Below are 25,751 nucleotides of genomic sequence, written 5' to 3'. Positions count from 1 at the left end.
CGTAAGCCGGCAAGAAGAGTTAACCGGGACATGCCGCGCCGCTTGACGCCGGCGCCGTATCCCAACGACAAGGAAACCACATGAAGCCCATCATCCAACTGATCGCAGCAGCAAGCGCCACCATCGCCTTCGCCACCTCGGCCATCGCCGCCGAAGCCCCGGACGCCCTGGTCAAGCGCATCAGCGCCGACGTCATCGAGACCGTCAAGTCGGACAAGGACATCCAGGCCGGCAACCGCAACAAGATCATGGACCTGGTCAATTCCAAGATCCTGCCGCACGTCGACGCCCAGAAGATGACCCAGCAGGCGGCCGGCCGCTTCTGGCGCCAGGCCACCCCGGCGCAGCAGCAAGCGCTGACCAAGGAATTCACCAACCTGCTGGTCTACACCTACTCGGGTGCGCTGTCGCAGATCAAGAACGAGACCGTGGAATTCCAGCCGATGCGTGCCGAAGCGGGCGCCAACGACGTGGAAGTGCGTTCGCAGGTGAAGGTCGCCCGCGGCGAGCCGATCACCCTGAACTACCGCCTGGCCAATGGCCCGCAGGGCTGGAAGATCTATGACATCAACGTGCTGGGCGCCTGGCTGGTCCAGACCTACACCAGCACCTTCGCCAGCGAGATCAACAAGGGCGGCATCGATGGCCTGATCAAGAAGCTGGCCGAGCGTAACCAGCAGCTGGCTTCCAAGCCGCTGAAGGCACCGAAGTAATGGCCGAAGCCAATCCGATGCTCTCGCTCGACGCACTGACCTTCCAGACCGCCCGCGGCGCCCTGGAGCAGGGCTGCGCGGCGATCGCCGCCGGCGAAACCGTGTTCGACCTCGGCGGCGTGAATGCCGCCGATTCCTCCGGCGTGGCCCTGCTGCTGGCGTGGCAGCGCCGCGCCCAGAAGGCCGGCCAGCGCCTCACCTTCATCAACGTTCCCGGGAACGTGCAGAAGCTGGCCGCGCTGTACGGCGTGGACCAGCTGGTTCTGCGGTCGTAAGTAGGGTGGACGGCTACGCCGTCCGCGCGTCCAACTCTCCCATGCATTGTCACTGAGCGTCGTCTGGCTGAACGCGCGGGCGGGAGACCCGTCCACCCTACAATACCCTCCCGCAGCAAATTCTCCCATCAGCCTCTTGTATTGTCGATTTCCCCTATAATGGGTCGTTTCCCCGCACGGCCTGGCGCGCTCGCGCCGCCTCCCAACAAGAATGACAGCGATCCAGATTAACAACGTCGAGAAGAGCTACAAGGGCTTCAAGGCTCTCAAGGGCGTCTCGATGAACATCGAGGAAGGCGAGTTCTTCGGCCTCCTCGGCCCCAACGGCGCCGGCAAGACCACCCTGATCTCCACCGTGGCCGGCCTGATCCGCCCGGACGTGGGCAGCGTCAAGATCCACGGCCACGACGTCGTGAGCGACTTCCGCGAAGCGCGCAAGCGCCTGGGCGTGGTCCCGCAGGAGCTGGTCTTCGATCCCTTCTTCACGGTGCGCGAGACGCTGCGCCTGCAGTCGGGTTATTTCGGGATCAAAAACAACGACGCCTGGATCGACGAGGTGATGCACAACCTCGATCTCACCAACAAGGCCGACGTCAACATGCGCGCCCTGTCGGGCGGCATGAAGCGCCGCGTGCTGGTGGCCCAGGCGCTGGTGCACAAGCCGCCGGTCATCGTTCTGGACGAGCCGACCGCCGGCGTCGACGTCGAGCTGCGCCAGACCTTGTGGAAGTTCATCGCGCGCCTGAACCGCGAAGGCCATACCGTGGTCCTGACCACCCACTACCTGGAAGAAGCGCAGGCCATGTGCCAGCGCGTGGCGATGCTCAAACTGGGCGAAGTGGTGGCGCTGGATACCATGTCGGCCCTGCTGCGCCGCGTGTCTGGCTCGCAGCTGGTGGTGCATCTGAAGAGCGGCGCGCTGCCGGAAGGCCTGCGCCACCTGGTCGCGCACGACGAGCATGACCAGAACAACGGCAGCGGCAACCGCTACACCCTGCGCGTCAACGACGTCAACGACGTCGAGCCGATCCTGGCGGCGCTGCGCACCAACGGCGCCGTCATCGACGAGATGCAGCTGGAGCAGGCCGACCTGGAAGACATCTTCCTGCAAGTGGTGGGCGACAAACAGCCGGGAGGCCCGCAATGAACCTGTTCTCGGTGGGTTTTCGCACCCTGTTCTACAAGGAGTCGCTGCGCTTCTGGAAAGTGGCGACCCAGACCATCGCCGCGCCGGTCGTGACGGCCATGCTGTACCTGCTGATCTTCGGCCACGTGCTGGACGGCCGCGTCGAGATGCTGGACGGCGTCAGCTACACCGCCTTCCTGATCCCGGGGCTGGTGATGATGAGCGTGCTGCAGAACGCCTTCGCCAACTCGTCCTCGTCCCTGATCCAGTCCAAGATCACCGGCAACCTGGTGTTCATCCTGCTGCCGCCGCTGTCGCATGCCGAGATCCTGTCGGCCTACGTCCTTGCTGCCGTGCTGCGCGGCGTCGTGGTGGGCTTCGGCGTGTTCGTCATCACCGCCTGGTTCGCCCACCTGTCGTTCGTGGCGCCGCTGTGGATCCTGGTATTCGCCTTCCTGGGCGCGGCCATCCTCGGCACCATGGGCGTGATCGCCGGCATCTGGGCCGAGAAGTTCGACCAGCTGGCCGCTTTCCAGAACTTCCTGATCATGCCGGCCACCTTCCTGGCCGGGGTGTTTTATTCCATCCAAAAACTGCCGCCGTTCTGGCTCGCAGTCTCGCATTTCAACCCGTTCTTTTATATGATTGACGGGTTCCGTTATGGATTCTTCGGCAAGTCCGACGTCTCGCCCTGGACCAGCCTGGCCATCGTGTCGGTGTTCTTCGTGGTGCTGGCGGCCATTGCGGTCAACCTTCTCAAGCGCGGCTACCGGCTGCGCCACTAACAGAATTCACCTGGAGTTATCCGTGGCGACCACACCCGAACTGATCCACAGCTACATCAGCGCCGGCCTCGAATGCACCCATTTGCACGTCGAAGGCGACGGCCAGCATTTCACGGCCGTCATCGTGTCCCCGGCCTTTGCCGGCAAGCGCCCGATCCAGCGCCACCAGCTGGTGTACGCCGCGCTCGGCGACCGCATGCGCGAAGAGATCCACGCGCTGTCGATGAAGACCCTCACCCCTGAAGAGTACCAAGGCTAAACCATGGACAAGCTCCAGATCGTCGGCGGCAAGCGCCTGCATGGCGACATCTCCGTTTCGGGCGCCAAGAACGCCGCGCTGCCCATCCTGTGCGCCGGCCTGCTGACGGGCGGCGACCTCGAACTGTCGAACGTGCCGCGCCTGCACGACGTGCGCACCATCCTCAAGCTGCTCGCCCAGACCGGCCTGAAGGTGACCCAGGACGACGAACGCGTCACCCTGAACGGTTCGAACATCACGTCGCTCGAGGCGCCGTACGAATTGGTGAAGACCATGCGCGCCTCGATCCTGGTGCTCGGGCCCCTGCTGGCGCGCTTCGGCGAAGCCAGGGTCTCGCTGCCGGGTGGCTGCGCGATCGGCTCGCGTCCGGTCGACCAGCACATCAAGGGCCTGCGCCAGATGGGCGCCGAGATCACGATCGAAGGCGGCTACATCCATGCCAGGACGAACGGCAAGCTCAAGGGCGCGCGCATCCACACCGACATGATCACGGTGACCGGCACCGAGAACCTCCTGATGGCCGCCACCCTGGCCGAGGGCGAAACCGTGCTGGAGAACGCCGCGCGCGAGCCGGAAGTGACCGACCTGGCCAACCTCCTGGTGGCCATGGGCGCGAAGATCGAGGGCATCGGCACCGACCGCCTGGTGATCCAGGGCGTGGACAGCCTGCATGGCGCCAGCCACGCCGTGATCTCGGACCGCATCGAAGCGGCGACTTTCCTGTGCGCGGTGGCGGCCACCGGCGGCGACATCATGCTGCGCAACACCCGCACCGACATCTTCGACGTGGCGCTCGACAAGCTGCGCGAGATCGGCCTGCAGCTCGACGTCGGCAGCGACACCATTCGTGCGCGCATGGATGGCCGCCCGCGCCCGGTCTCGTTCCGCACCACCGAATACCCGGGCTTCCCGACCGACATGCAGGCCCAGTTCATGGCCGTGAACATCCTGGCCGACGGCCCGAGCCGCGTCACCGAGACGATTTTCGAAAACCGCTTCATGCACGTGCAGGAGATGAACCGCCTCGGCGCCCAGATCTCCACCGAAGGCAACACCGCCTTCATCAAGGGCGTGGACCGCCTGGTCGGCGCGCCGGTGATGGCGACCGACCTGCGCGCCTCGGCCTCGCTGGTGATCGCCGGCATGGCGGCGCAGGGCACCACCCTGGTCGACCGCATCTACCACCTCGACCGTGGCTACGACCGCATGGAAGTCAAACTCTCGGCCGTCGGCGCCGACATCGTGCGCATCAAAGAATGACGATCACCACCAAAACCGGCAACTCCGCGGAAGGCGGACTGATCCTCGCCCTCTCCAAGGGCCGGATTTTCGAAGACACCCTGCCGCTCCTGGAGAGCGCCGGCATCACCGTCCTCGAGAATCCGGAATCCTCGCGCAAGCTGATCCTGCCGACCAACGACCCGGGCGTGCGCGTGCTGATCGTGCGCGCCAGCGACGTGCCGACCTATGTCCAGCATGGCGCCGCCGACTTCGGCGTGGCCGGCAAGGACGTGCTGCTCGAGCACGGAGGCGAGGGCCTGTACCAGCCGATCGACCTGCACATCGCCAGCTGCCGCATGTCGGTGGCGACCAACGCCGGCTTCGACTACGAGAGCGCGGTGCGCCAGGGCGCGCGCCTGCGCGTGGCGACCAAGTTCGTCAACACCGCGCGCGAGCACTTCGCCCGCAAGGGCGTGCACGTCGACCTGATCAAGCTGTACGGTTCGATGGAACTGGCGCCGCTGGTCGGCCTGTCCGACGCCATCGTCGACGTGGTCTCGACCGGCGGCACCCTGCGCGCCAACAACCTGGTCGAAGTCGAAAAGATCATGGACATCTCCTCGCGCCTGGTGGTCAACCAGGCCGCGCTCAAGCTCAAGCGCGAGCGCCTGCAACCCATCCTCGACGCCTTCGAACGGGCGTCCCAGACACAAGGCTAAAGCATCATGGCAGTACGGATCCGCAAGCTCGACTCCACCGCACCCGACTTCAAGCAGACGCTCGATGCGCTGCTGGCCTTTGAAGCCGACACCGACGACGCCATCGAGTCCAGCGTCGCGACGATCCTGGCGGACGTGAAGCATCGCGGTGACGCTGCCGTGCTGGAGTACACCAACCGTTTCGACCGCATCCCGAACGGCGGCGCCGCGTCGATGGCTGCCTTCGACATTGGACAGGACGAACTGGACGCGGCCCTGGCCTCGCTGCCGGAAGCGCAGCGCGCGGCATTGCGTACCGCCGCCGAGCGCATCCGCGTGTTCCACGAGCGCCAGAAGCAGGAGCTGAACGGATTCACGTTCACCGAGCCCGACGGCACCGTGCTGGGCCAGCGCGTGACCCCGCTGGACCGCGTCGGCATCTACGTCCCGGGCGGCAAGGCTGCGTACCCGTCCTCGGTCCTGATGAATGCGATTCCGGCCCAGGTGGCGGGCGTGCAGGAAATCGTCATGGTGGTGCCGACCCCCGACGGCGTGAAGAACCAGATGGTGCTGGCGGCCGCGGCGATCGCCGGCGTCACCCGCGTGATCACCATCGGCGGCGCCCAGGCCGTCGGCGCGCTGGCCTACGGCACCGAAACCATTCCCGCCGTCGACAAGATCGTCGGCCCCGGCAACGCCTATGTGGCGGCCGCCAAGCGCCGCGTGTTCGGCGTGGTGGGCATCGACATGATCGCCGGTCCGTCGGAAATCCTGGTGCTGTGCGACGGCACCACCGACCCGGACTGGGTGGCGATGGACCTGTTCTCGCAGGCCGAGCACGACGAGCTGGCCCAGGCCATCCTGCTGTGTCCGGACGCGGACTACATCGCGCGCGTGGAAGCGAGCATCCACAAGCTGCTGCCGACCATGCCGCGCGCCGCGACCATCACCACTTCGCTCAGCGACCGCGGCGCCCTGGTGAAAGTGCGCGACATGATTGAAGCCTGCGAGATCGCCAACGCCATCGCCGCCGAGCACCTCGAGATCTCCGCGCAGGAGCCGCTGCAGTGGGCGGATAAAATCCGCCACGCCGGCGCCATGTTCCTGGGCCGCTTCTCGTCCGAGTCGCTGGGCGACTACTGCTGCGGGCCGAACCACGTGCTGCCGACCTCGCGCACCGCGCGTTTCTCCTCGCCGCTGGGCGTGTACGACTTCCAGAAGCGCTCGTCCGTGATCCAGGTGAGCGAGCAGGGCGCCCAGACCCTGGGCAAGGTCGCGGCCGAGCTGGCCTATGGCGAAGGCCTGCAGGCGCACGCCCGCAGCGCCGAGCTTCGTATCAAGTCATGAGCACCTGGGTCGACCAGGTCTTCTGCGAGGATGCGCTGGCCGGCATGGCGCGCATCCCGGACGCATCCATCGACCTGATCCTGACCGACCCGCCCTACAACCTCGGCAAGGACTACGGCAACGCCTCGGACCAGCAGAGCGTCGAGGATTACCTGGCCTGGACCGAGCAATGGATCGATGCCGCGCTGCCCAAGCTCAAGCCCAACGGCAGCCTGTATATCTTCCTGACCTGGCGCTTCGCGCCCGAGATCTTCGTCATGCTGAAACAACGCATGACGATGATGAACGAGATCATCTGGGACCGCCGCGTGCCCTCGATGGGCGGCAGCGTGCGCAGCTTCTCCTCGGTGCACGACACCATCGGCTTCTTCGTGAACCGCAAGGACTATTATTTCGACCTGGACGCCGTGCGCATTCCCTATGACGCCGAGACCAAGAAGGCGCGCTCGCGCTCGATCTTCATCGGCGCCAAGTGGCTGGAAGTCGGCTACAACCCGAAGGACGTGTGGAGCGTGTCGCGCCTGCACCGCGAGCACCCGGAGCGCGCCGACCACCCGACCCAGAAACCGCTCGAGATCATCGAGCGCATGGTGAAAGCGTCCTGCCCGCCCGGCGGCATCGTGCTCGACCCCTTCATGGGCAGCGGCACCACGGCGATCGCCGCGCGCCAGACCGGGCGCCATTTCACCGGCTTCGAACTGAATCCCGCCTACTGCGACATCATCCACGCGCGCCTGGCCGCGCCCGAGGTGCCGGTTGCAGGTAAAAAACGCAAGAGCGCGAAGAACGCCCCCCTGAACGAGGAAACCGCATGACATCGAGCGTCACTGCGATCGACAAGCTGATCGCCAATACCATCCGCCAAGACGTCCGCGACACCGCCACTTACTTTGTGCCGGATGCGAGCGGCTACATCAAGCTCGACGCGATGGAAAACCCCTATGAACTGCCGGACGCGCTGCGCGCCGAGCTGGGCCAGCGCCTGGCCGATGCCGCGCTCAACCGCTATCCACCGCCTTCCTACACCACGCTCAAGGGGAAGATCTGCGCCGGCCTGGGCGTGCCGGGCGGCTACGACGTCCTGCTCGGCAACGGCTCGGACGAGCTCATTTCGATCATGGCCACTGCCGTGGCGCGCCAGGACAAACGGGCGGTCGTCATGGCGCCGACCCCGGCCTTCGTGATGTTCGCGCGTTCGGCCGGGTTCGCGGGCGCGGATTTCGTCGGCGTGCCGGTGAAAGCCGACTTCTCGCTCGACCTGCCGGCCATGCTGGCCGCCATTGCGCAGCACAAGCCGTCGCTGGTCTTCCTGGCCTATCCGAACAACCCGACCGGCAACCTGTTCGATGCCGGCGACATGGAAGCCATCATCAGCGCCCTGGGCGAGACCGGCATCGTGGTGGTGGACGAGGCCTACCAGCCCTTCGCGAAGAAGAGCTTCATGGGCCGCCTGCCGGCATTCCCGAACCTGGTCGTGATGCGCACCCTGTCCAAGCTGGGCCTGGCCGGCATCCGCCTCGGCTACCTGTCGGGCGATCCGAAACTGCTGGAGCAGTTCGAGAAGGTGCGTCCGCCCTATAACGTCAACGTGCTGACCCAGGTCGCGGCCGAGTTCGCGCTCGACCACCTCGACGTGCTCGACCGCCAGGCCGAGATGCTGAATGCCGAGCGCGCGCGCCTGGCCGCCGAACTGGCGGCCCTGCCGGGGGTCGAAGTGTTTCCATCGGCGGCGAATTTCATCTCGCTGCGGGTGCCGGACGCGGACCGGGCCTGTTCAAAACTGCGCGACGAAAAGGTCTTGATTAAAAATTTGAGTAAAATGGACAAGGTATTGGCCAATTGCATACGCGTCACGGTCAGTACCCCCGAAGAAAACACCGCATTCCTGAATGCCCTGAAAGCGTCCCTATAAAGTGTTACCCGCGGCAGCCCCTTTTCGGGGCGGCCGCACTGACGAGCCTCCAGCAATGAACCGCACCGCCGACATCACGCGCAACACCAACGAGACGCAGATCCGCGTCGCGATCAACCTCGACGGCACCGGCCGCCAGAATCTCAATACCGGCGTCCCCTTCCTCGACCACATGCTCGACCAGATCGCGCGCCACGGCATGATCGACCTCGAAGTCGAAGCCGTCGGCGACCTGCACATCGATGCGCACCATACCGTCGAGGACACCGGCATCACGCTGGGCATGGCGGTGGCCAAGGCCGTCGGCGACAAGAAGGGCATGGTGCGCTACGGCCACTCCTACGTGCCGCTGGACGAAGCGCTGTCGCGCGTGGTGATCGATTTCTCGGGCCGTCCCGGCCTGGAAATGCACATCCCCTGGACGCGCGCCATGATCGGCACCTATGACGTCGACCTGACGGGCGAATTCTTCCGCGGCTTCGTGAACCACGCCGGCGTGACCCTGCACATCGACAACCTGCGCGGCGTGAACGCGCACCACCAGTGCGAGACCGTGTTCAAGGCCTTCGGCCGTGCGCTGCGCATGGCCACCGCGCTGGACGAGCGCGCCGCCGGCATCATCCCTTCGACCAAAGGTAGCTTGTAAAACCATCATGACGAACAAGATTGTGGTGGTCGACGGCCTGGGCAACCTGCGCTCGGTGGCGCAGGCGCTGCGCGCCGCGGCGCCCGAGGCCGACATCCTGGTATCGAACAAGCCCGCCGACATCGATGCTGCCGACCGCATCGTGCTGCCGGGCCAGGGCGCGATGCGCGACTGCATGCGCAGCCTGCGCGAATCCGGCCTCGAAGAAGCCCTGCTGCGCGCCGTGAAGACGCGCCCGGTGATGGGCGTGTGCGTCGGCGAGCAGATGCTGTTCGACGCGAGCGAAGAGAACGAAGGCACGCCGGGCCTGGGCCTGTTGCCGGGCAAGGTGGTGCGGTTCCAGCTGAATGGAAAATTGCAGGCCGACGGCTCGCGCTTCAAGGTGCCGCAGATGGGCTGGAACCGCGTGCGCCAGACCCGCGCCCACCCGCTGTGGGAAGGCGTCGAGGACGGCGCCTATTTCTACTTCGTGCACAGCTATTATGCCGCGCCCGACAACCCGCTCGACACGATCGGCGAGGCCGACTATGGCGGCATGTACACCTGTGCCGTCGCGCGCGACAACCTGGTCGCCACCCAGTTCCACCCCGAAAAGAGCGCAGCCGCCGGCTTGCGCCTGTACCGCAATTTCATTCACTGGAATCCGTGAGTTTTAACATCAATCCGCCGTCAACCAACCGACAACGACCATGCTGCTGATCCCTGCCATCGACCTGAAAGACGGTCACTGCGTTCGCCTGAAACAGGGCGACATGGACCTCGCCACCGTGTTTTCCGAAGACCCCGCCGACATGGCGCTGCACTGGCTGAAGAAGGGCGCGCGCCGGCTGCACCTGGTCGACCTGAACGGCGCGTTCGCGGGCAAGCCGAAGAACGAGGAAGCGATCAAGTCCATCCTGAAGACCGTGCAGGACTACGCCGAAGAGATGGGCATCGACGAGATCCCGGTCCAGCTGGGCGGCGGCATCCGCGACCTCGACACCATCGAGCGCTACCTGGACGACGGCATCACCTACATCATCGTCGGCACCGCCGCGGTGAAGAACCCGGGTTTCCTGCACGACGCCTGCGGCGCCTTCCCGGGCTCGATCATCGTCGGCCTGGACGCCAAGGACGGCAAGGTCGCCACCGACGGCTGGAGCAAGATGTCGGGCCACGAAGTCATCGACCTGGCCAAGAAGTTCGAAGGCTACGGCGTCGAGTCGATCGTCTACACCGACATCGGCCGCGACGGCATGATGGGCGGCGTCAACATCGAAGCGACCGTCAAGCTGGCCCAGGCCGTGAAGATCCCGATCATCGCCTCGGGCGGCGTGCACAACCTGGCCGACGTCGAAGCGCTGTGCGCGGTGCAGGACGAAGGCATCGAGGGCGTGATCTGCGGCCGTTCGATCTACGAAGGCACGCTGGACCTGAGCTCGGCGCAGGAACGGGCCGATGAACTGACCGAGGGCGCCCAGGCTTAAGCTCCATGCTCGCAAAACGCATCATCCCCTGCCTCGACGTCACCGGCGGCCGTGTGGTCAAGGGCGTCAACTTCACCGAGCTGCGCGACGCCGGCGACCCGGTCGAGATCGCACGCCGCTATGACGGACAAGGCGCCGACGAGATCACCTTCCTCGACATCACCGCCTCGAGCGACGGCCGCGACCTGATCCTGCCGATCATCGAAGCCGTGGCCTCGACCGTGTTCATCCCGCTCACCGTCGGTGGCGGCGTGCGCAAGGTCGAGGACGTGCGGCGCCTGCTCAATGCCGGCGCCGACAAGGTGTCGATGAATACCTCGGCCGTCACCAACCCGCAGCTGGTGTTCGAGGCCTCGCAGAAGCACGGCTCGCAGTGCATCGTGGTGGCGATCGACGCCAAGCAGGTCGCGCCCGGCAAGTGGGAAGTCTTCACCCACGGCGGACGCAACGCGACCGGCCTGGATGCCGTCGAATGGGCGCAGAAGATGGAGTCGCTCGGCGCCGGCGAGCTGCTGCTCACCTCGATGGACCGCGATGGCACCAAATCCGGCTTCGACCTGGGCCTGACGCGCGCCGTGTCCGACGCGGTCGGCATTTCGGTGATCGCCTCGGGCGGCGTCGGCGGTTTGCAAGACCTGGCCGACGGCATCCTCGAAGGTCATGCGGACGCGGTGCTGGCCGCCAGCATCTTCCACTACGGGCAGCACACGGTCGGCGAGGCCAAGCGCTTCATGCGCGAACGCGGCATCCCGATGCGCCTGGAGTGAACATGCCGAACAAGTGGCTGAACAAAGTCCGCTGGGACGAGAACGGTCTGGTCCCGGTCATCGCCCAGGAAGCCGCCACCGGCGACATCCTGATGTTCGCCTGGATGAACCGCGATGCGCTCGCGAAGACGGTGGAGCTGGGCGAAGCCGTCTACTGGAGCCGCTCGCGCAAGAAGCTGTGGCACAAGGGCGAAGAGTCCGGCCACACCCAGAAGGTGCTGGAGATGCGCCTGGATTGCGACGAGGACGTCGTGCTCCTGAAAATCGAGCAGAAGGGCGGCATTGCCTGCCACACCGGGCGCCACTCCTGCTTCTTCCAGCGCTTCGACGGCGCGGAGTGGCAGGCGGTCGACCCCGTGCTGCAGGACCCCGACACCATCTATTCTTCGAACAAGACATCCCATGAGTGAGATCCTGGCCCGCGTCGCGGCCACCATCGAGTCGCGCAAGCCGGCCGCCGGCGGCGACCCCGCAACTTCCTACGTCGCCAAGCTGTTCAGCAAGGGCGACGACGCCATCCTCAAGAAGATCGGCGAAGAGGCAACCGAAACCGTGATGGCCGCCAAGGACGCGCGCGTCTCGGGCGATGCCTCCAAGGTGCTGTACGAAACGGCCGACCTGTGGTTCCACTCGATGGTGCTGCTGGCGCAATTCGGCCTGACGCCGCAGCAGGTGATCGACGAGCTGGCGCGCCGCGAAGGCGTGTCGGGCATCGAAGAAAAAGCCGCGCGCAAGGAATAAACAGACAATAAGCAAACAGTGAGCGCCCGCTCGCGCTTGCCATGCCGGCAGGCGGTGTCATAATCAGGCTTCCACCGTCACAGCGATGTCATGCGATGCCGGTAGGATGCACGGGTCCCAGACCGGGACACTGTCACAAGATCGGAGACAAAATGGATAACTGCATTTTTTGCAAGATCGTTGCCAAGCAGATTCCGGCCAGCGTCGTGTATGAAGACGACGACGTGCTGGCCTTCAAGGACATCAACCCGGCTGCCCCGGTACACCTGCTGGTGATCCCGAAACAGCACCTGGACAGCCTGTCCGACTGCGGCATGGAACACGCGGCGGTGCTGGGCAAGATGCTGGCGCTGGCGCCGAAACTTGCAGAAGAGCATGGTGTTGCCGTCAAATCCGACGGCAATGGCGGGCGCAGCGGCGGCTACAAGACCCTGATCAACAGCGGGCCGGACGGCGGGCAGGAGGTCTACCACCTGCACCTGCACGTGTATGGCGGCCAGCGCCCCTGGCGCGGCCTGGGTACGTAAGCCTCAACTAAGATTTTAGTGGGGGCAAGACGCCCCATATGGCGTATACTGAAACAGACGCTTTCCCGAATTTACAGGCGCCAGGCGCCTCGCTAGGAGATAGAAATGGGTTCAATGAGTATTTGGCACTGGGTAATCGTCCTGGTGGTCGTGATGCTGATTTTCGGCACCAAAAAGATCAGCAACATCGGTGGCGATCTCGGCAAGGCCGTGAAAGGCTTCAAGGATGGCGTGAAGGGCGAGGAAGACAAGGCCAATCCGAACGCTGCTTCGACCACCATGCAGCCGCCGCAACAGGTGGCCGACAAGTCCACCATCGACGTGGAAGCCCGCGACAAGTCCCGTCACTGATCCACGGGCATGATCGATCTCGGACTGTCGAAGCTGGCGATCATCGGCGTTGTTGCGCTGATCGTGATCGGCCCTGAAAAGCTGCCGAAGGTGGCGCGCATGGCGGGCACCTTGTACGGGCGCGCCCAGCGCTACCTGCACGACGTCAAGTCCGAGGTCAGCCGCGAGATCGAGCTCGACGAGCTGCGCAACCTGCACAAGGAAGTGCACGAGAGCGCGCAATCGTTCAAGGACGAGGTGGAGCAGTCCATGTCCAGCCACGTCGACGAGGTCGAGGCGCTGTGGGACGGCAGGGAGCATGTTTCTTCCTCTTCCTCTTCCTCTTCCACGTACTCTTCCGGCATGTCGTCCTTCGTCAGCACCGCCGACATCGAGCGCAAGGCGCGCGACTTCCGCCGCAAGAAGCTGGTGCGGACATCAAGCGTGCCGGCCTGGTACAAGCACCGCACAAACGGCAAGACCCATGTGCTCTCCGGCGCCGCGCGCGTGCGCAAGTTCCGGCCGGGTTCAAGCAAATCCAAGACTTCCTTTTTCTAGATGACCGAAGAAGCCGCAGGCGAAACTTTCATTTCCCACCTCGTCGAACTGCGTGACCGCCTGGTCAAGGCATCGATCGGGATCGCCATCGCCTGCGCGGCCCTGTTCATCTGGCCGGGACCCTCGCAGGTCTACGACCTGCTGGCCGCGCCGATGATCGCGTCGCTCCCGCCCGGGGCCAAGATGATCGCGACCGGTGTCGTCTCGCCTTTCCTGGTGCCGATGAAAGTCACGCTGCTGCTGGCCTTCATCCTGTCGCTGCCCTGGGTGTTCTACCAACTGTGGGCCTTCGTTGCGCCCGGCCTGTATGCGCACGAGAAGCGCCTGGTGCTGCCCCTGGTGATCTCGTCCTCGCTGCTGTTCATCGGCGGCGTGGCCTTCTGCTACTTCTTCGTGTTCGGACGCGTGTTCCACTTCATCGGCGAGTTCGCGCCGACCTCGATCGCGGTCACGCCCGACATCGAGAACTACCTCGACTTCGTCATGTCGATGTGCCTGGCCTTCGGCGCCACCTTCGAGGTGCCGGTGGTGGTCATTATCCTGGTGCGCATGGGGATCGTCAGCATCGAGAAACTGCGCGAGATCCGTTCCTACGTGATCGTTGGCGCCTTCGTCATCGCCGCCATCGTCACGCCGCCGGACGTGGTCAGCCAGCTGGCGCTGGCCATCCCGATGTGCCTGCTCTACGAACTGGGTCTGATCGTGGCGCCGATGTTCGCGCGCATGACGCGCGCCCCTGAAGAGCACGCGTAAGCGAACTCGCGCTGCGACCGCTCAGTTCGAGCGCAGCACCCCGCCATTGCCCAGCCCACCCTCCACCGACTGGGCCTTGTAGGCGCGCACCGCCTTCACCATCTGGTTGTACGAATCCATGAAGGACGCCGCCAGCACCTTGCCTTGCGGCGAGTTGCTGAAGCCATGCGCGCCTGCCAGTCCGCCCTTGAAGAAGCCGGCCAGCAAGCCGAAGTCCCAGTTCTGCGCGCTGCCCTCGGCGGCCGCCAGCTGCACGCCCGAGCGGTTGTCCGTCAGCAGCAGCATGGTCGAGGCCTCGTTCGATTTCATCGAGCCGCCCACCAGCGAGGCCACGACCCCGATCCTGCCGCCGACCAGGCCATTCAGGCCGCCGGTACCCTTCTGGCTGAAGGTGATCGACGGCGTCATGGTGTAGTCGGCCGCGGCCATCATGCCCTTGCCGAAGTTGCTGGTCTTGCGCAGTTCGCCGGACTCCATCAGGGCGCGCTCGCCCTGCATGCTGCGCATGGCCTGGCCGCGCTCGACGATGACGAAGCAGTTCGACTGCTGGATGATCATGCGCAGCAGCGGCACCGTGCTCTGCATGCGGTACTCCGAGGTGAACTGGTTCAGCCAGGGCTGGTTCGCCTCCTCGACGATGGCCAGCGTGCCGAGGCTCTTGTCGCAGCGCTCGAGCCGCTCGTTGGCGCCGACGGCGTTGCCGCCGCCGGCCGCGCCGGTGGCCACGGTCTTGGCGCCCGAGGCGCCGATGCTGGGCGAGGTGGCGCAGCCGGCGAGGGACAGGGAAGCAAGGGCTAGCAAGGGCAGGAATGGTTTCATTCAGGCATCCTTATCGTGAAAACGGAGACACCTAATGCTACGAAGCACTGCCCGGCATGGCTTATCCCCCATCAAGCGGACTGTTGAGTAAGGACGCGCCAGGACAAGGCCGAAGCAAGACCCTGTCCTTGCGCAGGTTTACGGACAATTGCCGATGACGTAATACCCTGCCGCGGTCTGCGCCAGCGTCGTCGTGTAGAAGGTATTGTTCAATCCCATGTTCTGGTTCGAGCCGTTGGCCAGCGCATAGCCGCCGCCGTCATGGGCCCGCCCCGCCGTCACGTGCGCATAGTTGCTGGCGGTCGCCGTCGTGCACACGAAACCCGAGGTGGTCGACGCCGTCACGCTGGCCGACTTCGCACTCTCGACACCGCCATTGCCCGTGGCTGACACCTGGTAGGTGTAGCTGGTGGCCGCGGCCAGGCCGGCATCAAGGTAGCCGGTGCCGGCCAGCGGCGTGCCATTGAGCTTCGTCCCGTTGCGGTAGAGGTTGTAGCCGGTGGCGCCGTTCGCGGCGTTCCAGCTGAGCGCGATGCTGTTTGCCGTGCGCTCGCCGGCGGCCAGGCCGGCGGGCGGCTGCAGGGCCGGCGCGGTGCCGACCAGGAATTGTGGGATGCTGCAGGCGTTCGAAGTCAGCCCGGTCGTGTTGTTGGTCGCGGTGACCGTGCCCGAGTAATAACCGTCGGCGCGCGCCGCATAGGCCTTGCTGAAGCTGGCGCCGCTGCCGGCGGCGCTGTCGTCGACCGGGGACGGGCCGTTCAGCACCACGCGGTAGCTGCCGATGCCGCCGGCCGGATCGGTGGCGGCGCCGTTCACGGTGATCGTCGACCCGGATACGCTGGCGCTGCACGCGCTCATGACGGGCGCTGCCGCGCGTGCCACGCGCAGGTTGTTCTTGAACCAGAAATCCATCACGAAGGCAGGATAGTTGACCTTGGTCGCGTCGACATAATTGCTGTTCTGGCCACCGGTGCCGGCTGGCCAGGCGTGGCCCATGCCCGTCACCACGATTTCCGAGGTGCGCAGCTTGCCGTTGGAATCAAGGTAGGGCACGTTGCTGCCGCCCGTCGGCACCGTGACTGCCGCACCTTTCGTGTAGCTGCCGCCGTAGACCTGGCGCATGGCCGCGGCATTGAGCGGGCCGTAGGCCTGGGCCACGGTGTAGTCGTTGGTGCCCCAGACCACGCCTGTGACCTGGGTGGCGAAGTGGCTGGCGTTGCTGCCGGCCCAGGAGCTGCAGCTGCCGGCCACGCTGCTCGAGGTGGTGCCGGAGGGGACCGTGCCGATCTGCGAGGTGCTCACCGTCGGCGCCGGCCCGGCATTGATGCCGATGCCGGCGAAGACGTCGGGCGCCACGCAGCCCATCACCATGGTCTTGGCGCCGCCCGAGGACAGGCCGGTGACGTAGATCTGCTTGGGGTCGATCGCATACTGCGGGTTGCTCACGAAGCGGTTGATCAGGTCGAGCAGCACCGCGTTGTGGCCATAGCTGCGGCTGCGGTTGGTGGCGGCCCAGTCCCAGCAGTGGGCGCCGTACAGGTTGCCGGTGGCGTTCGGCGCGAGGATTACGGCGCCGTACTGGTCGGCCGCCGCCTTCCAGTTGTAGCCGGCGTCGCTGCTGCTGGCGATCACGTCGTTCGCCGCGGTCTGGGCGCAGCCGTGCAGCACCAGCACCAGTGCGCGCTTGCCGTCGAGTAGCGGCGCCGTCGCGGGCCAGTAGTAGTAGCCGGTGAGGGCGCCGCCATTGGCCGTGTCGGTGGCCCAGGTCTGGTTCGCGCTCCAGGCGCCGGGTCCGGCCTGCAACTGGGCCGACGCAGGGATGGCCAGGGCCAGGCAGGCGGCGGCGAACGCGGCCCGTTTGAACATGCATGCCATGTGAAAGTCTCCGTTCTGTTCGTTTGTCTGCACTACGTAGGCGCTTGCGGAGGGACGTGGCGAGGCCGCGCCGGTTCCGCATGCGGAGTCGGTGAAACGGGTGAAACGAGAGGAAAGACTGGCGGGTGCGTCGCTAGGACGCCGGCGCGGGGAGGAAGCTCATCGAAGGTCTCCGGCTGATGGGGATGGGAGCGGCAAGCCCATTCTAGCCTCGGAGATATTGCGCACAAGCGAGCGCGCGAGCACGCCGCTTGTGCGGTTGTGCACAGGCGGTTTCCTGTGCAAAATCAAAGTGTTGCTACTGCATCAGTTCCGAAATCATCTTCACCGGCGCGTTGCCATAGCTGAGGAACTGATCGTGGAATTCCTTCAGGTTGAAGCGCTCGCCCAGCTGCTGCTTGCGGCGTTCGCGCAGGGCCATGATCTGCTCGTAGCCGCTGTAGTAGCTGGTCAGCTGCACCGAGGTCAGCGTCACGCGGCGCCATTTTTCGTCGGCTTCCTGGCGGGTCTGGAAGGCCTGGCGCACCAGGAGGTCGATCGCCTCGGGCTGGCGCATGCCGAGCACGTGGACGCTGTAGTCGAGGATGGTGTTGGTGACGCTGCGCAGGTTCCATTTCGAGTACATCAGCCACATCTCGGGGGCGTTGTCGCCGTAGCCGGCTTCCAGCATCATGCGCTCGCCGTAGACGGCCCAGCCCTCGACCATCGCGCCGTTTCCGAACAGCGACTTCACCAGGGACGGCGACCGGTTCGCATACACCAGCTGGGCGTAGTGGCCGGGGATCGCCTCGTGGATGTTCAGGATCTGCAGGATCCATTCGTTGTATTCGCGCAGGCTGCTCTCGGCCTGTTCCGGCGTGAGGTTGTCGAGCGGCGTGACGTTGTAATAGGTCTTGTCCTTCGGGCGGTACGGGCCCGGCGCGTCGATGCTGGCGCCGGCCACGCCGCGCTGGTACATCGGGGTCTCGCGCACTTCCAGGGGCTTGTCGGCGTCCAGGCTGAGCAGGTTCTTTTCAAGGACGAACTTGTGCAGGGCCGGGATCTGGCGGCGGATCTCGGGCAGGAAGTTCTCGCGCGAGACGTGGCGCTCGGACAGCTTGTCGATCATCATGCCGATCTTCCGGAAGCGGTCGGCCGGCTTGGTGACGCCCGCCATGTAGCGCGGCCACAGCTCGTCCGAGATCGTGTTCATCCGGGCCAGCAGCTCCTCGCGCGTGGCCAGGGCCTTGCGGAAGGTCTGTTCGGCGCTGCTGGACGACTGGATCTCGAGCGCGAACTTCTGCTCGTACAGCTCCTTGCCGGCGCGGAAGGGACGCGGCGCGGCCGCATTCTTGTCCAGGGCATCGAGGAAGTCGACATAGGCCAGCACCGCGGTGCCGGCGTTGGCGATGCGCTGCGCGAAGATCGCTTTTTCCTGCGGGGTCAGGATCGATTCCTGCGCCGCCTTGCCCAGGTCGGCCAGCACCGCGATGGTGCCCGGCGCCTGCGCGATGGCGAGCTGGGTATGCTCGCGTGTCGGGTTGGCGATCGAGGCCTGCGCCGCCGCATAGAAGGCCGGCACGTTGGCCAGGCGCTTGAGGATGGTGCGCAGGCGCTGCGGCTTGGCGGCGTATTCGGTATTCAGGATCAGGTCGAGCGGCTGGGCGACGTTGTACAGCGCCGGGTTCCACTCGTATTCGCGCCAGGTCGCTAGGCTCCAGCGGTCTTTTTCCAGCTTGTTCACCAAGAGGACCAGGTCGGTGCGCTGGCGATTCGACAGCTGGCGGGTATCGAGCTTGCCGAACTTCTCCAGCCATTCGTTGGCGAAGGCCAGCTTTTTCGCGCGGGTGGCGGCGTCCGGAATGGTCAGGTTGGCGGCCTGGTCGAACTTGCCGACATAGATGCCGCCTTCCGGATCGACGCGCCACAGGGCGGTCAGGTACTGCATGCTCATCGAGTCGAAGCGGCGGTCGAGGCGCTTCTCGCTGGCGCTGGCGGTCGGGGTTGCTGCGACGGCGGTAGCGGCAGTCGCTGCGGCAGCGGTGGCAACGGCCGCTTTCTTCGCCCCCTTCTTGACTGGCGCCTTGGGTTTATTCGTTTTCGCTTTGACCACTTTGGTGGCCTTGGCCTTGCCCTTGGCGGGCTTGGTGGTCTTGGCGCTGGCCGGCGCCAGCGCGAAACTCGCCAGCAGGACTGCCAGCGCGATCTTCGTTTTCATCATCCTGTTCGAACCCTGTGCATGAGAAGGTCGGCCTCACCCGCGCGGCAAGCGCAAGGCGGAGCCCGGAAGAGTAGCACCATTCAGCCCGCTTGCGCACTGTTGAAACATTCCGACACTTAGCTCAAGCTTAATCGACGGCGCCGGAACGGATCATCTGCTGGTGGAGGGCATTGACCGTTTCGACGGCTTCGCGTCCGCGCGCGATCTGGTGCAGGACGATGCTGCTGCCACGGTCGAAGCGGTGGCCGATGTGGACCGTGTACGAGCGCAGGCAAAGAAGCCGCCCGCGTAGCTGGCTTCCATCATGTCGCGCCACTTCACCCCGGCCACGCCCCGTGTCCACGGCAGGATGCCCGAGACCACCCAGACGCCGATGTCGTCGTAGTACAGCTGCACGCTGCGCACGAGCAGGAAGCGGTAGCCGACGACCAGGCTCGAGCCCGCCATGACCGCGGCGGCGGCCAGTTCGTTCCAGCGGAAGGCGAAGGGCACCGCGACCAGGAACAGCAGCGCGGCCAGCGCCAGCACGCCGGCGTAGGCCGTCCACGACTTGACGCCGATGACGCGGGCCTGTGGCCCCGTTGCCGCTTTGTCCAGATCCATCCGTCTTTACTCATCCATAAAAGCGGCATGATCACATGGAATGCCGTCCTACGCCAGGCCCTGTTTCAGCATGGCGAGCATCTCGCCCGGCGACATGCGCGCGGCCATCTCGGTCCCTTCGAGCAGGCTGTCGGCCAAGTCGCGCTTGCGGACGTGCAGGTCGACGATGCCTTCCTCGATGGTGCCGCGCGCCACCAGGCGGTAGATGGTGACCGGGCGCTGCTGGCCCATGCGGTGGGCGCGGTCCGAGGCCTGGTCTTCCACCGCCGGGTTCCACCATGGGTCCATGTGGATCACATAGTCGGCCGCGGTCAGGTTGATGCCGACGCCGCCCGCCTTCAGGCTGATGAGGAACAGCTCGCCCTCGCCGGCCTGGAAGGCGTCCACGCGGCGCTTGCGCTCCTGCATCGAGGTGGCGCCGTCGAGGTACTGGTAGGGGATCTGCTTGCCGTCGAGGTACTTGCGGATCAGGCTCAGGTGATCGACGAACTGGCTGAACACCAGCACCTTGTGTCGGTTCTCCAGCAGGCCGTCGACCAGGCGCGCAAACGCGATCAGCTTGCTGCTGGCGATGCCGGCGCCGGGCGCCACCAGTTCCGGATTGCAGACCGCGCGGCGCAGCCGCATCATCTCGGCCAGGATCTCGATCGACTTCTGGCTCTCCGGCGCTTCGAGCGCGGCCAGCTTGTCGAGGGCGTCGCGGCGCAGCGATTCGTACAGCGCGCTTTCTTCCTGGGTCAGCTCGACCGGCACCACGATCTCGGTGCGCGGCGGCAGCTCGGTGAGCACCTGGGCCTTGGTGCGGCGCAGGATGAAGGGCTGGGTGAGGCGGCGCAGGCGGTTCCTGGCCCCCAGCTCGGCGCGTTTGTCCTGGGCCTTCTCGATCGGCCCGGCGAAGCGCAGCTGGAACTGGTCGGCGCTGCCCAGCAGGCCCGGATTGATGAAGCGGAACAGGTTCCACAGCTCGCCCAGGTGGTTTTCCAGCGGCGTACCGGTGGCCGCCATCCGGAAGCTCCCCTGCAGCGCCATCACGGCCTGCGAGCGCTTGGTGTGCATGTTCTTGATGGCCTGGGCTTCGTCCAGCACGATGCTGTGCCATGGCCGTTTTGCAAACAGCGCCGCTTCCTGTTGCAGCAGGCCGTAGCTGGCCACCACCACGTCGAAGGGGCCTGCTGCGTCGATCGTCGCGGCGCGCTCGCCCGGCCCGAACAGTGTCAGGTTCAGGGTCGGTGCGAAGCGCTGGGCTTCGGCGATCCAGTTCAGGCAGACCGAGGTCGGCGCCACCACCAGCGCCGGGCCCTCGGGCGCGCGCGTGAGCAGCAGCGCCAGGGCCTGCAGCGTCTTGCCGAGGCCCATGTCGTCGGCCAGGCAGGCGCCGACGCCCAGATAGGCCAGGCGCCCCAGCCATTCGAAACCCTCGCGCTGGTAGTCGCGCAGCTCGGCCTGCAAGGTAGTAGGCAGCGTGGGCGTAAAGGCTTCGCTGTCGGCGATGCGCTCCAGGTGCCGGCGCCAGGCGGCATCGCTGTCCACGCTGCCGGCCTCGCGCGCCAGTTCCGCCAGCGAGAAGCTGGCCAGCGGATGCATGCGCAGTTCGTCCCCAATGATGGTGCCATAGTCGGCGAGCTCCATCAGGCGGCGGTGCAGCTCGTCGCTGAGGGCCAGGTATTCGTTGTCGCCCAGCGCCACGAAGCGGCTTTTCCCTTCGCGCACGCGCTCGAGCAGCGAACGCAGGTCCATCACCCGCTGTTCGTCGACCACGATGTCGCCATTGGCCGCGAACCAGTCGCGGTCGCGCCGGACCTGGATGCGCACCGATTTCGCATTGGCACGCTTCGACACGCGGAATTTTTCGCCTTCCGGCCAAGCCACCACCACGTTCGCCGGGTCCAGCTGGCGCAGTTCGTCCACCAGCTCCAGGCACAGCAGGGGCTGGCCCAGCAGCCACTCGCCGTGCTCGAGCTCCGCCTGTTCGAGGGCGTGGCAGGCGCCCACCAGTTGGCGCTCGGCGTCGCGTTCCGCATTCAGGTCGCGCCGCGCTTCGGTGCGTACGCCGTTCACGTCGGCGATCACGCTTTCCGCGCCGCTGCCGGGCGAGTAATAGGCGCCGCCCTCCAGCGGACGCACCAGCACCTGCATGCTCAGGCCCCGTTGGTAGGGGCGCAGGTGCAGGTGCAGGCGCGGGTCGGCCGCCACCTGCTCGATGTCGCCGGGACTGGCGCCGATGTCCGACTGCACCGTGACGATCGAGGAGATCGCACTGATCGCGCGCAGCACGCGGCGCTCGGCCTCCACCGGCACTTCCAGGCCCTCGCCGACGATGGCGGCGATGCGCCGGTGTTCCTCATTCACGCGCACCAGGCGCAGGCGGGTCGGGGTTTCGCGGGTGACGATCGCCTCGCCATCCTGCTCGCCCGGCGTGGGGTGCAGCGAGATCGTCACCTTGCCGGCGCGCGCCTTCACGTGCAGCTCGGGTTCGCCCGGCAGCAGCTCGACGCGGGTGCCGGGCGAGTCCATCCAGAACAGCAGCGGATGGCCGACCAGGGAGGCCAGGGCCTTGTCGCGTTCAAACTCGAAACGGATGCCGGTGCTGCCGTAGTAACGCCGCCCGGCGATGCTGGCGACTGCCTGCAGGTCCTGGGCGCTGAGGAATTCGAGCTGCTGGGCATCCTCGGCCAGGCGCTTCAGGCCGATGGCGCGGCCGCGGCTCCAGCCGCCCTGGGCATCGCGCTTCTGCTCGCGCGGTTCCAGTTCCTGCACGCCCATGTGCTCGTCGTAGCGGATCATCCACACCAGGCGCGATTCGCGCACCACCTCGGCATTCAAGGCCGGCTGCAGGTTGATCAGGGCGTTGAGCTGGCGCTCCCAGGCTTCCTCGCGCTCGAACCAGTGGGTCAGGTCGGTGATCCGATGACGGCGGCGCAGCTCGCCCGCGCGTGCTTCATGGGAGATGGCGCCCGGCCCGCCGATCTGCGCCAGCAAACCGGCCAGCTGGGCCGACAGCAGGTCGAAGCCGGCGCGTTCGGACTGCGCCAGCATGTCCTCGATGTCCTGGCGCTTGCCCTGCAGCTGCGGCAGGCCGAGCCAGTGGTGCATCAGGGCGCGGAATGTGAAGGGCTCGAGCGCCATCTCCCAGCTGCGCGAGGCCAGCACCTCGGCATCGACCGTGCCGCGCCGGATCTCCTGCAGCATGCTGAGCTGGAAGACCACGGCGGTGTCGGGCCGCTGTACCGCGCGGGTGGCGATCTCCAGCCAGGCGTCGGCCAGCTTCAGTTGGGCCGGCTGGTTGCTGCGCAGGAGGGCGGTCAGGTACAGATGGGCGCCGATGCCGCCGAACACGGCCTTGCGCTTGCCGGTCTCGCGGCGCAGCTGCTTGAGCGCCTTGTCGACGTCGGGCAGGGCGGTATCGAGATCGTCGCGCAGCAGGGCGATGACGCTGCGCAGGAACAGTCCCGGCGCATCCGGCACCTCGGCCAGCAGCGCCAGGGCATCGTCGAGGCGGCCGCACAGGATGAGATGCTCGGCCAGTGCGACGCGCAGGCCGATCGACGGTTCACCCAGGGCCGCATGGGCTTCGGCGGCGGCGCGGATGTCGGGCGCAAGCGCCGGTTCGCGCTGCGCGTGGTTCACCAATTCGGCGAATATGCCGTCGCGCAGGTGCGGATGGATGCGTTCCATGAGCGCCGGCGAGAACGGCCGCGCGCAGACCTCGACCAGCGGATGCAGGTAGGAGGCCTCGTGGCAGCGCAGGCAGGCTTCCAGTAGCGGCATGACGGTCGCGGCCGGCTCCCCCGTGAACAAGGCCATGCGCAGCAGCGCCAGGCCCTGGCGGTAGCTGCGCAGGATCGGCGTGCCCTGCCAGTCGCGGCGCAGCGGCGTGACCCGTTCATAGGCGCCCTGCAGGGCGCGGAACAGGCCGGAGGCCAGCGCCTGTTCGAGTATCGCCCTGACCGCGGCGGGCGATATCGTGAACCCGCGTCCGGCGGCTTCGGTCACGAGTCCTTCCTGGCGCAGGTGCTCCAGTTCGTCCGCCCATTGCCCGGCCGGCAAGAGCAGGCCGATCGCCATCAGGTGTTCGAGAATGCGCTGGCGGCCCATCGGCTCGCCCGCCATGGCGAGCAGGGCCAGGATGGCCTGCTCGCCGGTGTCGCGTTCGATCGTCATGCAGCCGGCAGGTTCTCGATCTCCACCGCCGGCAGGCCGGCAGGCACCGGGATGCCGAACACGCGCAGGTAGAACACCAGCTCCGCTTCCAGCGTCGTCACCACGCTCTCGGCCTTGCGGAAGCCGTGGCCTTCGCCCTCCAGGGTGATATAGGCCACCGGCACCCGGCGCTTGCGCAGCGCCTCGACCATGGTTTCGGACTGCTGGGGCGGCACCACCATGTCGTCCAGGCCCTGGAAGAAGATAATCGGGCGCTGCAATTTATCCGTGTGGTGGATCGGCGAACGTTCGCGGTAGACCTGTTCGGCCCGTTCCGGCGGCGCGATCAGGTACTGGTTGTAGTGCGATTCGAACTTGTGCGAATCCGCATCCAGCCCGGCCAGGTCGGACACGCCGTAGTAGCAGGCGCCGGCCTTGAACAGGTCGTGGAAGGCGAGGGCGGACAAGGTCGTCAGGCCGCCGGCGCTGCTGCCGCGCACCAGGAGGCGCTCGCGGTCCACCAGGCCCTGCTCGGCCAGGTAGCGGGCGCCGGCCACGCAGTCCTCCACGTCGACCACGCCCCACTGGCCCTTGAGCAGGTCGCGGTAGGCGCGGCCGAAGCCGGTGCTGCCGCCGTAGTTCACGTCCAGCACGGCAAAGCCGCGGCTGGTCCAGAACTGGGTCGCCAGCTTGAGGGTGCTGGCCGCCATCCCGGTCGGGCCGCCATGGCCGATGACGATCAGGGGCGGCAGTTCGCCCGCCGAGGGGGTGAAATCGGCGTTGGCCGGCGGATAGTGGAAGGCGTGGGCGGTACGGCCGTTCGCGCTCGGGTAGCTGATCGAGCGTGGAACCGACAGGTAGTCCACGCCAGGCAGCTGCGCGATCGAGCGCGCCAGCACGTCGTGCCGGCCGCCATCGAGGTCGATGCGGGCCAGTTCCAGCGCGACGGTGGGCGCGCCGCCCAGCAGCGCGACCGTGCGCGCGTTCACGCGCAGTTCGCGGATTTCCTCGTAGGGCGTGGCGATCGCGGTCAGTTCGCCGCCGCGCAGGCGCGCCAGCTTGCTGACCCCGCCTTCGATGTAGGCGCAGACGATGTCGTCTTCGCCGCGGAAACCGTACAGCGCGTTCCCGAAAGTCCACAGCGGCCCGCCGAATTCCGCCGCGCGCGGGCACAGCGCCTCCACCACGCCATGTTCGAAGCGGTACAGGTTCCACCAGCCGCTGCGGTCGGACACGAAGTGCAGCACGCCGCCGGGCGACCACTCGGGCTGGCACACCGATTCCTGCGGTCCGCCCGCCACCAGCCGGCCATTGGCCAGCGTGCCGTCTTCCATGATGTCGGCCAGCCACAGCTCGCTGCCCTCCCAGGGCATGCGCGGATGGTCCCAGCACAGCCAGGCCAGGTGGCGGCCGTCCGGCGAGATGCGCGGTGCGGCATAGAAGTCGTTGCCGTCCACCAGCACGGTTTCAAGGCCATCGAAGCCGATGGCGGCAATCGTGTTCTCGGGGTAGCGGCCGCCGGCCGCGTGGTCTTCGCGCACGGCCACCAGGCGCCGGCGCTGCGCATCGACCACGAAGTCGGCGTAGCGCTGCTTGTTGTCCTCGGCGGTGACCGGCACCGGCTGCGCGCCGGCCTCGACGCGGTACAGGCGGCCGTCGGCGTGGTTCGAGAACCAGGCGACGCCATCGGCGACCGTGACCGCGCCGCCGCCGTATTCGTGCACCTTGCTGCGCACGTTGAACGGCGCCGGGGTCAGTTCGCCGCGGCTGCCCACCAGCGTCGAGCGGCCCGCTTCGCTGGCCCGGCCCTCCAGCCAGTACAGGTCGGCGCCGTCGAGCATCAGCGAAGCCAGCGGCGTGGCGCCGGCCGCGACGACGGCTGCGGTGATCGGTGAGGTCCAGGTGCCGCAAGGGGCTTGCTGTTTGGTCATGACGGGTTCTCTCATAGACGGAAGAACGCATTATAAGAGCCTATCCCAGGCTCTTGTGC

26 protein-coding genes are annotated in these 25,751 nt (G+C 66.4%); 20 read left to right on the top strand and 6 right to left on the bottom strand.

Going from position 1 to position 25,751, the window contains the following annotated elements; genetic code table 11:
* Positions 1-80 precede the first annotated feature (80 nt).
* The 20 genes from MasN3_RS00550 to tatC all read left to right on the top strand — a co-directional run bounded on the left by MasN3_RS00550 (position 81) and on the right by tatC (position 14,124).
* Complete coding sequence (locus MasN3_RS00550) at positions 81-713, top strand: MlaC/ttg2D family ABC transporter substrate-binding protein (RefSeq protein ID WP_281911370.1); 633 nt, start codon at positions 81-83, stop codon at positions 711-713.
* Positions 713-988, top strand: a complete 276-nt coding sequence (locus MasN3_RS00545; protein ID WP_281911369.1) for an STAS domain-containing protein — start codon at positions 713-715, stop codon at positions 986-988. The genes MasN3_RS00550 and MasN3_RS00545 overlap by 1 nt, the downstream gene beginning before the upstream one ends.
* 211 nt (positions 989-1,199) lie before the next feature.
* Entirely contained in the window at positions 1,200-2,135 is a 936-nt protein-coding gene (locus MasN3_RS00540; protein ID WP_281911368.1) for an ABC transporter ATP-binding protein, read from the top strand.
* Positions 2,132-2,899 carry an ABC transporter permease gene (locus MasN3_RS00535; RefSeq protein WP_281911366.1) on the top strand — a complete coding sequence of 256 codons (768 nt, stop codon included), beginning with the start codon at positions 2,132-2,134 and terminating at the stop codon, positions 2,897-2,899. The genes MasN3_RS00540 and MasN3_RS00535 overlap by 4 nt, the downstream gene beginning before the upstream one ends.
* A 22-nt stretch (positions 2,900-2,921) precedes the next feature.
* Complete coding sequence (locus MasN3_RS00530; RefSeq protein WP_281911365.1) at positions 2,922-3,158, top strand: BolA family protein; 237 nt, start codon at positions 2,922-2,924, stop codon at positions 3,156-3,158.
* 3 nt (positions 3,159-3,161) lie between these two features.
* Positions 3,162-4,418, top strand: coding sequence for a UDP-N-acetylglucosamine 1-carboxyvinyltransferase (murA, locus tag MasN3_RS00525; RefSeq protein ID WP_281911364.1), 1,257 nt, complete (start codon positions 3,162-3,164; stop codon positions 4,416-4,418).
* On the top strand, positions 4,415-5,098 hold the full coding sequence (gene hisG / locus MasN3_RS00520; RefSeq protein WP_281911361.1) for an ATP phosphoribosyltransferase: 684 nt from the start codon (positions 4,415-4,417) through the stop codon (positions 5,096-5,098). The genes murA and hisG overlap by 4 nt, the downstream gene beginning before the upstream one ends.
* A 6-nt stretch (positions 5,099-5,104) precedes the next feature.
* A complete protein-coding gene (gene hisD / locus MasN3_RS00515; RefSeq protein ID WP_281911359.1) occupies positions 5,105-6,424 on the top strand; it encodes a histidinol dehydrogenase in 1,320 nt (439 codons plus the stop codon).
* Entirely contained in the window at positions 6,421-7,239 is an 819-nt protein-coding gene (locus MasN3_RS00510; RefSeq protein WP_281911357.1) for a DNA-methyltransferase, read from the top strand. Before hisD ends, MasN3_RS00510 begins: the two co-directional genes overlap by 4 nt.
* Positions 7,236-8,336: a histidinol-phosphate transaminase gene (gene hisC / locus MasN3_RS00505; protein ID WP_281911355.1), complete on the top strand. Its 1,101-nt coding sequence runs from the start codon at positions 7,236-7,238 to the stop codon at positions 8,334-8,336. The genes MasN3_RS00510 and hisC overlap by 4 nt, the downstream gene beginning before the upstream one ends.
* Positions 8,337-8,391: 55 nt before the next feature.
* The gene (gene hisB / locus MasN3_RS00500) at positions 8,392-8,982 is read left to right on the top strand and encodes an imidazoleglycerol-phosphate dehydratase HisB (RefSeq protein ID WP_281911353.1); all 591 of its coding nucleotides are present in this window, start codon (positions 8,392-8,394) and stop codon (positions 8,980-8,982) included.
* Positions 8,983-8,989: 7 nt separating this feature from the next.
* Entirely contained in the window at positions 8,990-9,631 is a 642-nt protein-coding gene (hisH, locus tag MasN3_RS00495) for an imidazole glycerol phosphate synthase subunit HisH (protein WP_281911351.1), read from the top strand.
* A 40-nt stretch (positions 9,632-9,671) separates the two neighbouring features.
* Positions 9,672-10,448 carry a 1-(5-phosphoribosyl)-5-[(5-phosphoribosylamino)methylideneamino]imidazole-4-carboxamide isomerase gene (hisA, locus tag MasN3_RS00490; protein ID WP_281911349.1) on the top strand — a complete coding sequence of 259 codons (777 nt, stop codon included), beginning with the start codon at positions 9,672-9,674 and terminating at the stop codon, positions 10,446-10,448.
* Positions 10,449-10,453: 5 nt separating this feature from the next.
* Positions 10,454-11,215, top strand: coding sequence for an imidazole glycerol phosphate synthase subunit HisF (gene hisF, locus MasN3_RS00485; protein WP_281911346.1), 762 nt, complete (start codon positions 10,454-10,456; stop codon positions 11,213-11,215).
* A 2-nt stretch (positions 11,216-11,217) separates the two neighbouring features.
* Positions 11,218-11,625, top strand: a complete 408-nt coding sequence (gene hisI / locus MasN3_RS00480; RefSeq protein ID WP_370662323.1) for a phosphoribosyl-AMP cyclohydrolase — start codon at positions 11,218-11,220, stop codon at positions 11,623-11,625.
* The gene (locus MasN3_RS00475) at positions 11,618-11,956 is read left to right on the top strand and encodes a phosphoribosyl-ATP diphosphatase (protein WP_281911342.1); all 339 of its coding nucleotides are present in this window, start codon (positions 11,618-11,620) and stop codon (positions 11,954-11,956) included. The genes hisI and MasN3_RS00475 overlap by 8 nt, the downstream gene beginning before the upstream one ends.
* Before the next feature lie 152 nt (positions 11,957-12,108).
* Positions 12,109-12,483: a histidine triad nucleotide-binding protein gene (locus MasN3_RS00470; protein WP_281911339.1), complete on the top strand. Its 375-nt coding sequence runs from the start codon at positions 12,109-12,111 to the stop codon at positions 12,481-12,483.
* A gap of 105 nt (positions 12,484-12,588) precedes the next feature.
* On the top strand, positions 12,589-12,834 hold the full coding sequence (gene tatA, locus MasN3_RS00465; RefSeq protein ID WP_281911337.1) for a Sec-independent protein translocase subunit TatA: 246 nt from the start codon (positions 12,589-12,591) through the stop codon (positions 12,832-12,834).
* 9 nt (positions 12,835-12,843) lie between these two features.
* Positions 12,844-13,371, top strand: coding sequence for a Sec-independent protein translocase protein TatB (gene tatB, locus MasN3_RS00460; protein ID WP_281911335.1), 528 nt, complete (start codon positions 12,844-12,846; stop codon positions 13,369-13,371).
* The gene (gene tatC / locus MasN3_RS00455; RefSeq protein WP_281911334.1) at positions 13,372-14,124 is read left to right on the top strand and encodes a twin-arginine translocase subunit TatC; all 753 of its coding nucleotides are present in this window, start codon (positions 13,372-13,374) and stop codon (positions 14,122-14,124) included.
* Positions 14,125-14,145: 21 nt separating this feature from the next.
* Here the strand turns inward: tatC and MasN3_RS00450 are convergent, their stop codons facing one another.
* The 6 genes from MasN3_RS00450 to MasN3_RS00425 all read right to left on the bottom strand — a co-directional run bounded on the left by MasN3_RS00450 (position 14,146) and on the right by MasN3_RS00425 (position 25,692).
* Positions 14,146-14,943, bottom strand: coding sequence for a CsgG/HfaB family protein (locus MasN3_RS00450; protein ID WP_281911333.1), 798 nt, complete (start codon positions 14,941-14,943; stop codon positions 14,146-14,148).
* A 138-nt stretch (positions 14,944-15,081) separates the two neighbouring features.
* Positions 15,082-16,818 carry an extracellular catalytic domain type 1 short-chain-length polyhydroxyalkanoate depolymerase gene (locus MasN3_RS00445; protein ID WP_281911330.1) on the bottom strand — a complete coding sequence of 579 codons (1,737 nt, stop codon included), beginning with the start codon at positions 16,816-16,818 and terminating at the stop codon, positions 15,082-15,084.
* 298 nt (positions 16,819-17,116) lie between these two features.
* A complete protein-coding gene (locus MasN3_RS00440) occupies positions 17,117-19,018 on the bottom strand; it encodes a DUF885 domain-containing protein (protein ID WP_281911328.1) in 1,902 nt (633 codons plus the stop codon).
* 150 nt (positions 19,019-19,168) lie between these two features.
* Positions 19,169-19,621: a hypothetical protein gene (locus MasN3_RS00435; RefSeq protein ID WP_281911326.1), complete on the bottom strand. Its 453-nt coding sequence runs from the start codon at positions 19,619-19,621 to the stop codon at positions 19,169-19,171.
* Positions 19,622-19,669: 48 nt separating this feature from the next.
* A complete protein-coding gene (locus tag MasN3_RS00430) occupies positions 19,670-23,782 on the bottom strand; it encodes a DEAD/DEAH box helicase (protein WP_281911324.1) in 4,113 nt (1,370 codons plus the stop codon).
* The gene (locus MasN3_RS00425) at positions 23,779-25,692 is read right to left on the bottom strand and encodes a S9 family peptidase (RefSeq protein WP_281911322.1); all 1,914 of its coding nucleotides are present in this window, start codon (positions 25,690-25,692) and stop codon (positions 23,779-23,781) included. The genes MasN3_RS00430 and MasN3_RS00425 overlap by 4 nt, the downstream gene beginning before the upstream one ends.
* Between the last annotated feature and the right edge of the window lie 59 nt (positions 25,693-25,751).

It is taken from the genome of Massilia varians (genome assembly GCF_027923905.1).
GTDB classification, from domain to species: Bacteria; Pseudomonadota; Gammaproteobacteria; order Burkholderiales; family Burkholderiaceae_D; genus Telluria; species Telluria varians_B.
Note: the sequence above shows the minus strand (reverse complement) of the source record. Positions and strands in the feature narration are given on the sequence as shown.

Excerpts from the sequence above, each read along its gene's own strand:
- MasN3_RS00435 (WP_281911326.1), bottom strand. The coding sequence starts at position 19,621 with ATGGATCTGGACAAAGCGGCAACGGGGCCACAGGCCCGCGTCATCGGC.
- hisA (WP_281911349.1), top strand. The coding sequence starts at position 9,672 with ATGCTGCTGATCCCTGCCATCGACCTGAAAGACGGTCACTGCGTTCGC.
- hisC (WP_281911355.1), top strand. The coding sequence starts at position 7,236 with ATGACATCGAGCGTCACTGCGATCGACAAGCTGATCGCCAATACCATC.
- MasN3_RS00545 (WP_281911369.1), top strand. The coding sequence starts at position 713 with ATGGCCGAAGCCAATCCGATGCTCTCGCTCGACGCACTGACCTTCCAG.
- MasN3_RS00540 (WP_281911368.1), top strand. The coding sequence starts at position 1,200 with ATGACAGCGATCCAGATTAACAACGTCGAGAAGAGCTACAAGGGCTTC.
- MasN3_RS00430 (WP_281911324.1), bottom strand. The coding sequence starts at position 23,782 with ATGACGATCGAACGCGACACCGGCGAGCAGGCCATCCTGGCCCTGCTC.
- MasN3_RS00425 (WP_281911322.1), bottom strand. The coding sequence starts at position 25,692 with ATGACCAAACAGCAAGCCCCTTGCGGCACCTGGACCTCACCGATCACC.
- tatB (WP_281911335.1), top strand. The coding sequence starts at position 12,844 with ATGATCGATCTCGGACTGTCGAAGCTGGCGATCATCGGCGTTGTTGCG.
- hisG (WP_281911361.1), top strand. The coding sequence starts at position 4,415 with ATGACGATCACCACCAAAACCGGCAACTCCGCGGAAGGCGGACTGATC.
- MasN3_RS00440 (WP_281911328.1), bottom strand. The coding sequence starts at position 19,018 with ATGATGAAAACGAAGATCGCGCTGGCAGTCCTGCTGGCGAGTTTCGCG.
- hisB (WP_281911353.1), top strand. The coding sequence starts at position 8,392 with ATGAACCGCACCGCCGACATCACGCGCAACACCAACGAGACGCAGATC.
- MasN3_RS00445 (WP_281911330.1), bottom strand. The coding sequence starts at position 16,818 with ATGGCATGCATGTTCAAACGGGCCGCGTTCGCCGCCGCCTGCCTGGCC.
- tatC (WP_281911334.1), top strand. The coding sequence starts at position 13,372 with ATGACCGAAGAAGCCGCAGGCGAAACTTTCATTTCCCACCTCGTCGAA.
- MasN3_RS00470 (WP_281911339.1), top strand. The coding sequence starts at position 12,109 with ATGGATAACTGCATTTTTTGCAAGATCGTTGCCAAGCAGATTCCGGCC.
- murA (WP_281911364.1), top strand. The coding sequence starts at position 3,162 with ATGGACAAGCTCCAGATCGTCGGCGGCAAGCGCCTGCATGGCGACATC.
- MasN3_RS00475 (WP_281911342.1), top strand. The coding sequence starts at position 11,618 with ATGAGTGAGATCCTGGCCCGCGTCGCGGCCACCATCGAGTCGCGCAAG.
- MasN3_RS00535 (WP_281911366.1), top strand. The coding sequence starts at position 2,132 with ATGAACCTGTTCTCGGTGGGTTTTCGCACCCTGTTCTACAAGGAGTCG.
- MasN3_RS00550 (WP_281911370.1), top strand. The coding sequence starts at position 81 with ATGAAGCCCATCATCCAACTGATCGCAGCAGCAAGCGCCACCATCGCC.
- hisI (WP_370662323.1), top strand. The coding sequence starts at position 11,218 with ATGCCGAACAAGTGGCTGAACAAAGTCCGCTGGGACGAGAACGGTCTG.
- MasN3_RS00450 (WP_281911333.1), bottom strand. The coding sequence starts at position 14,943 with ATGAAACCATTCCTGCCCTTGCTAGCCCTTGCTTCCCTGTCCCTCGCC.
- tatA (WP_281911337.1), top strand. The coding sequence starts at position 12,589 with ATGGGTTCAATGAGTATTTGGCACTGGGTAATCGTCCTGGTGGTCGTG.
- hisD (WP_281911359.1), top strand. The coding sequence starts at position 5,105 with ATGGCAGTACGGATCCGCAAGCTCGACTCCACCGCACCCGACTTCAAG.
- hisF (WP_281911346.1), top strand. The coding sequence starts at position 10,454 with ATGCTCGCAAAACGCATCATCCCCTGCCTCGACGTCACCGGCGGCCGT.
- hisH (WP_281911351.1), top strand. The coding sequence starts at position 8,990 with ATGACGAACAAGATTGTGGTGGTCGACGGCCTGGGCAACCTGCGCTCG.
- MasN3_RS00510 (WP_281911357.1), top strand. The coding sequence starts at position 6,421 with ATGAGCACCTGGGTCGACCAGGTCTTCTGCGAGGATGCGCTGGCCGGC.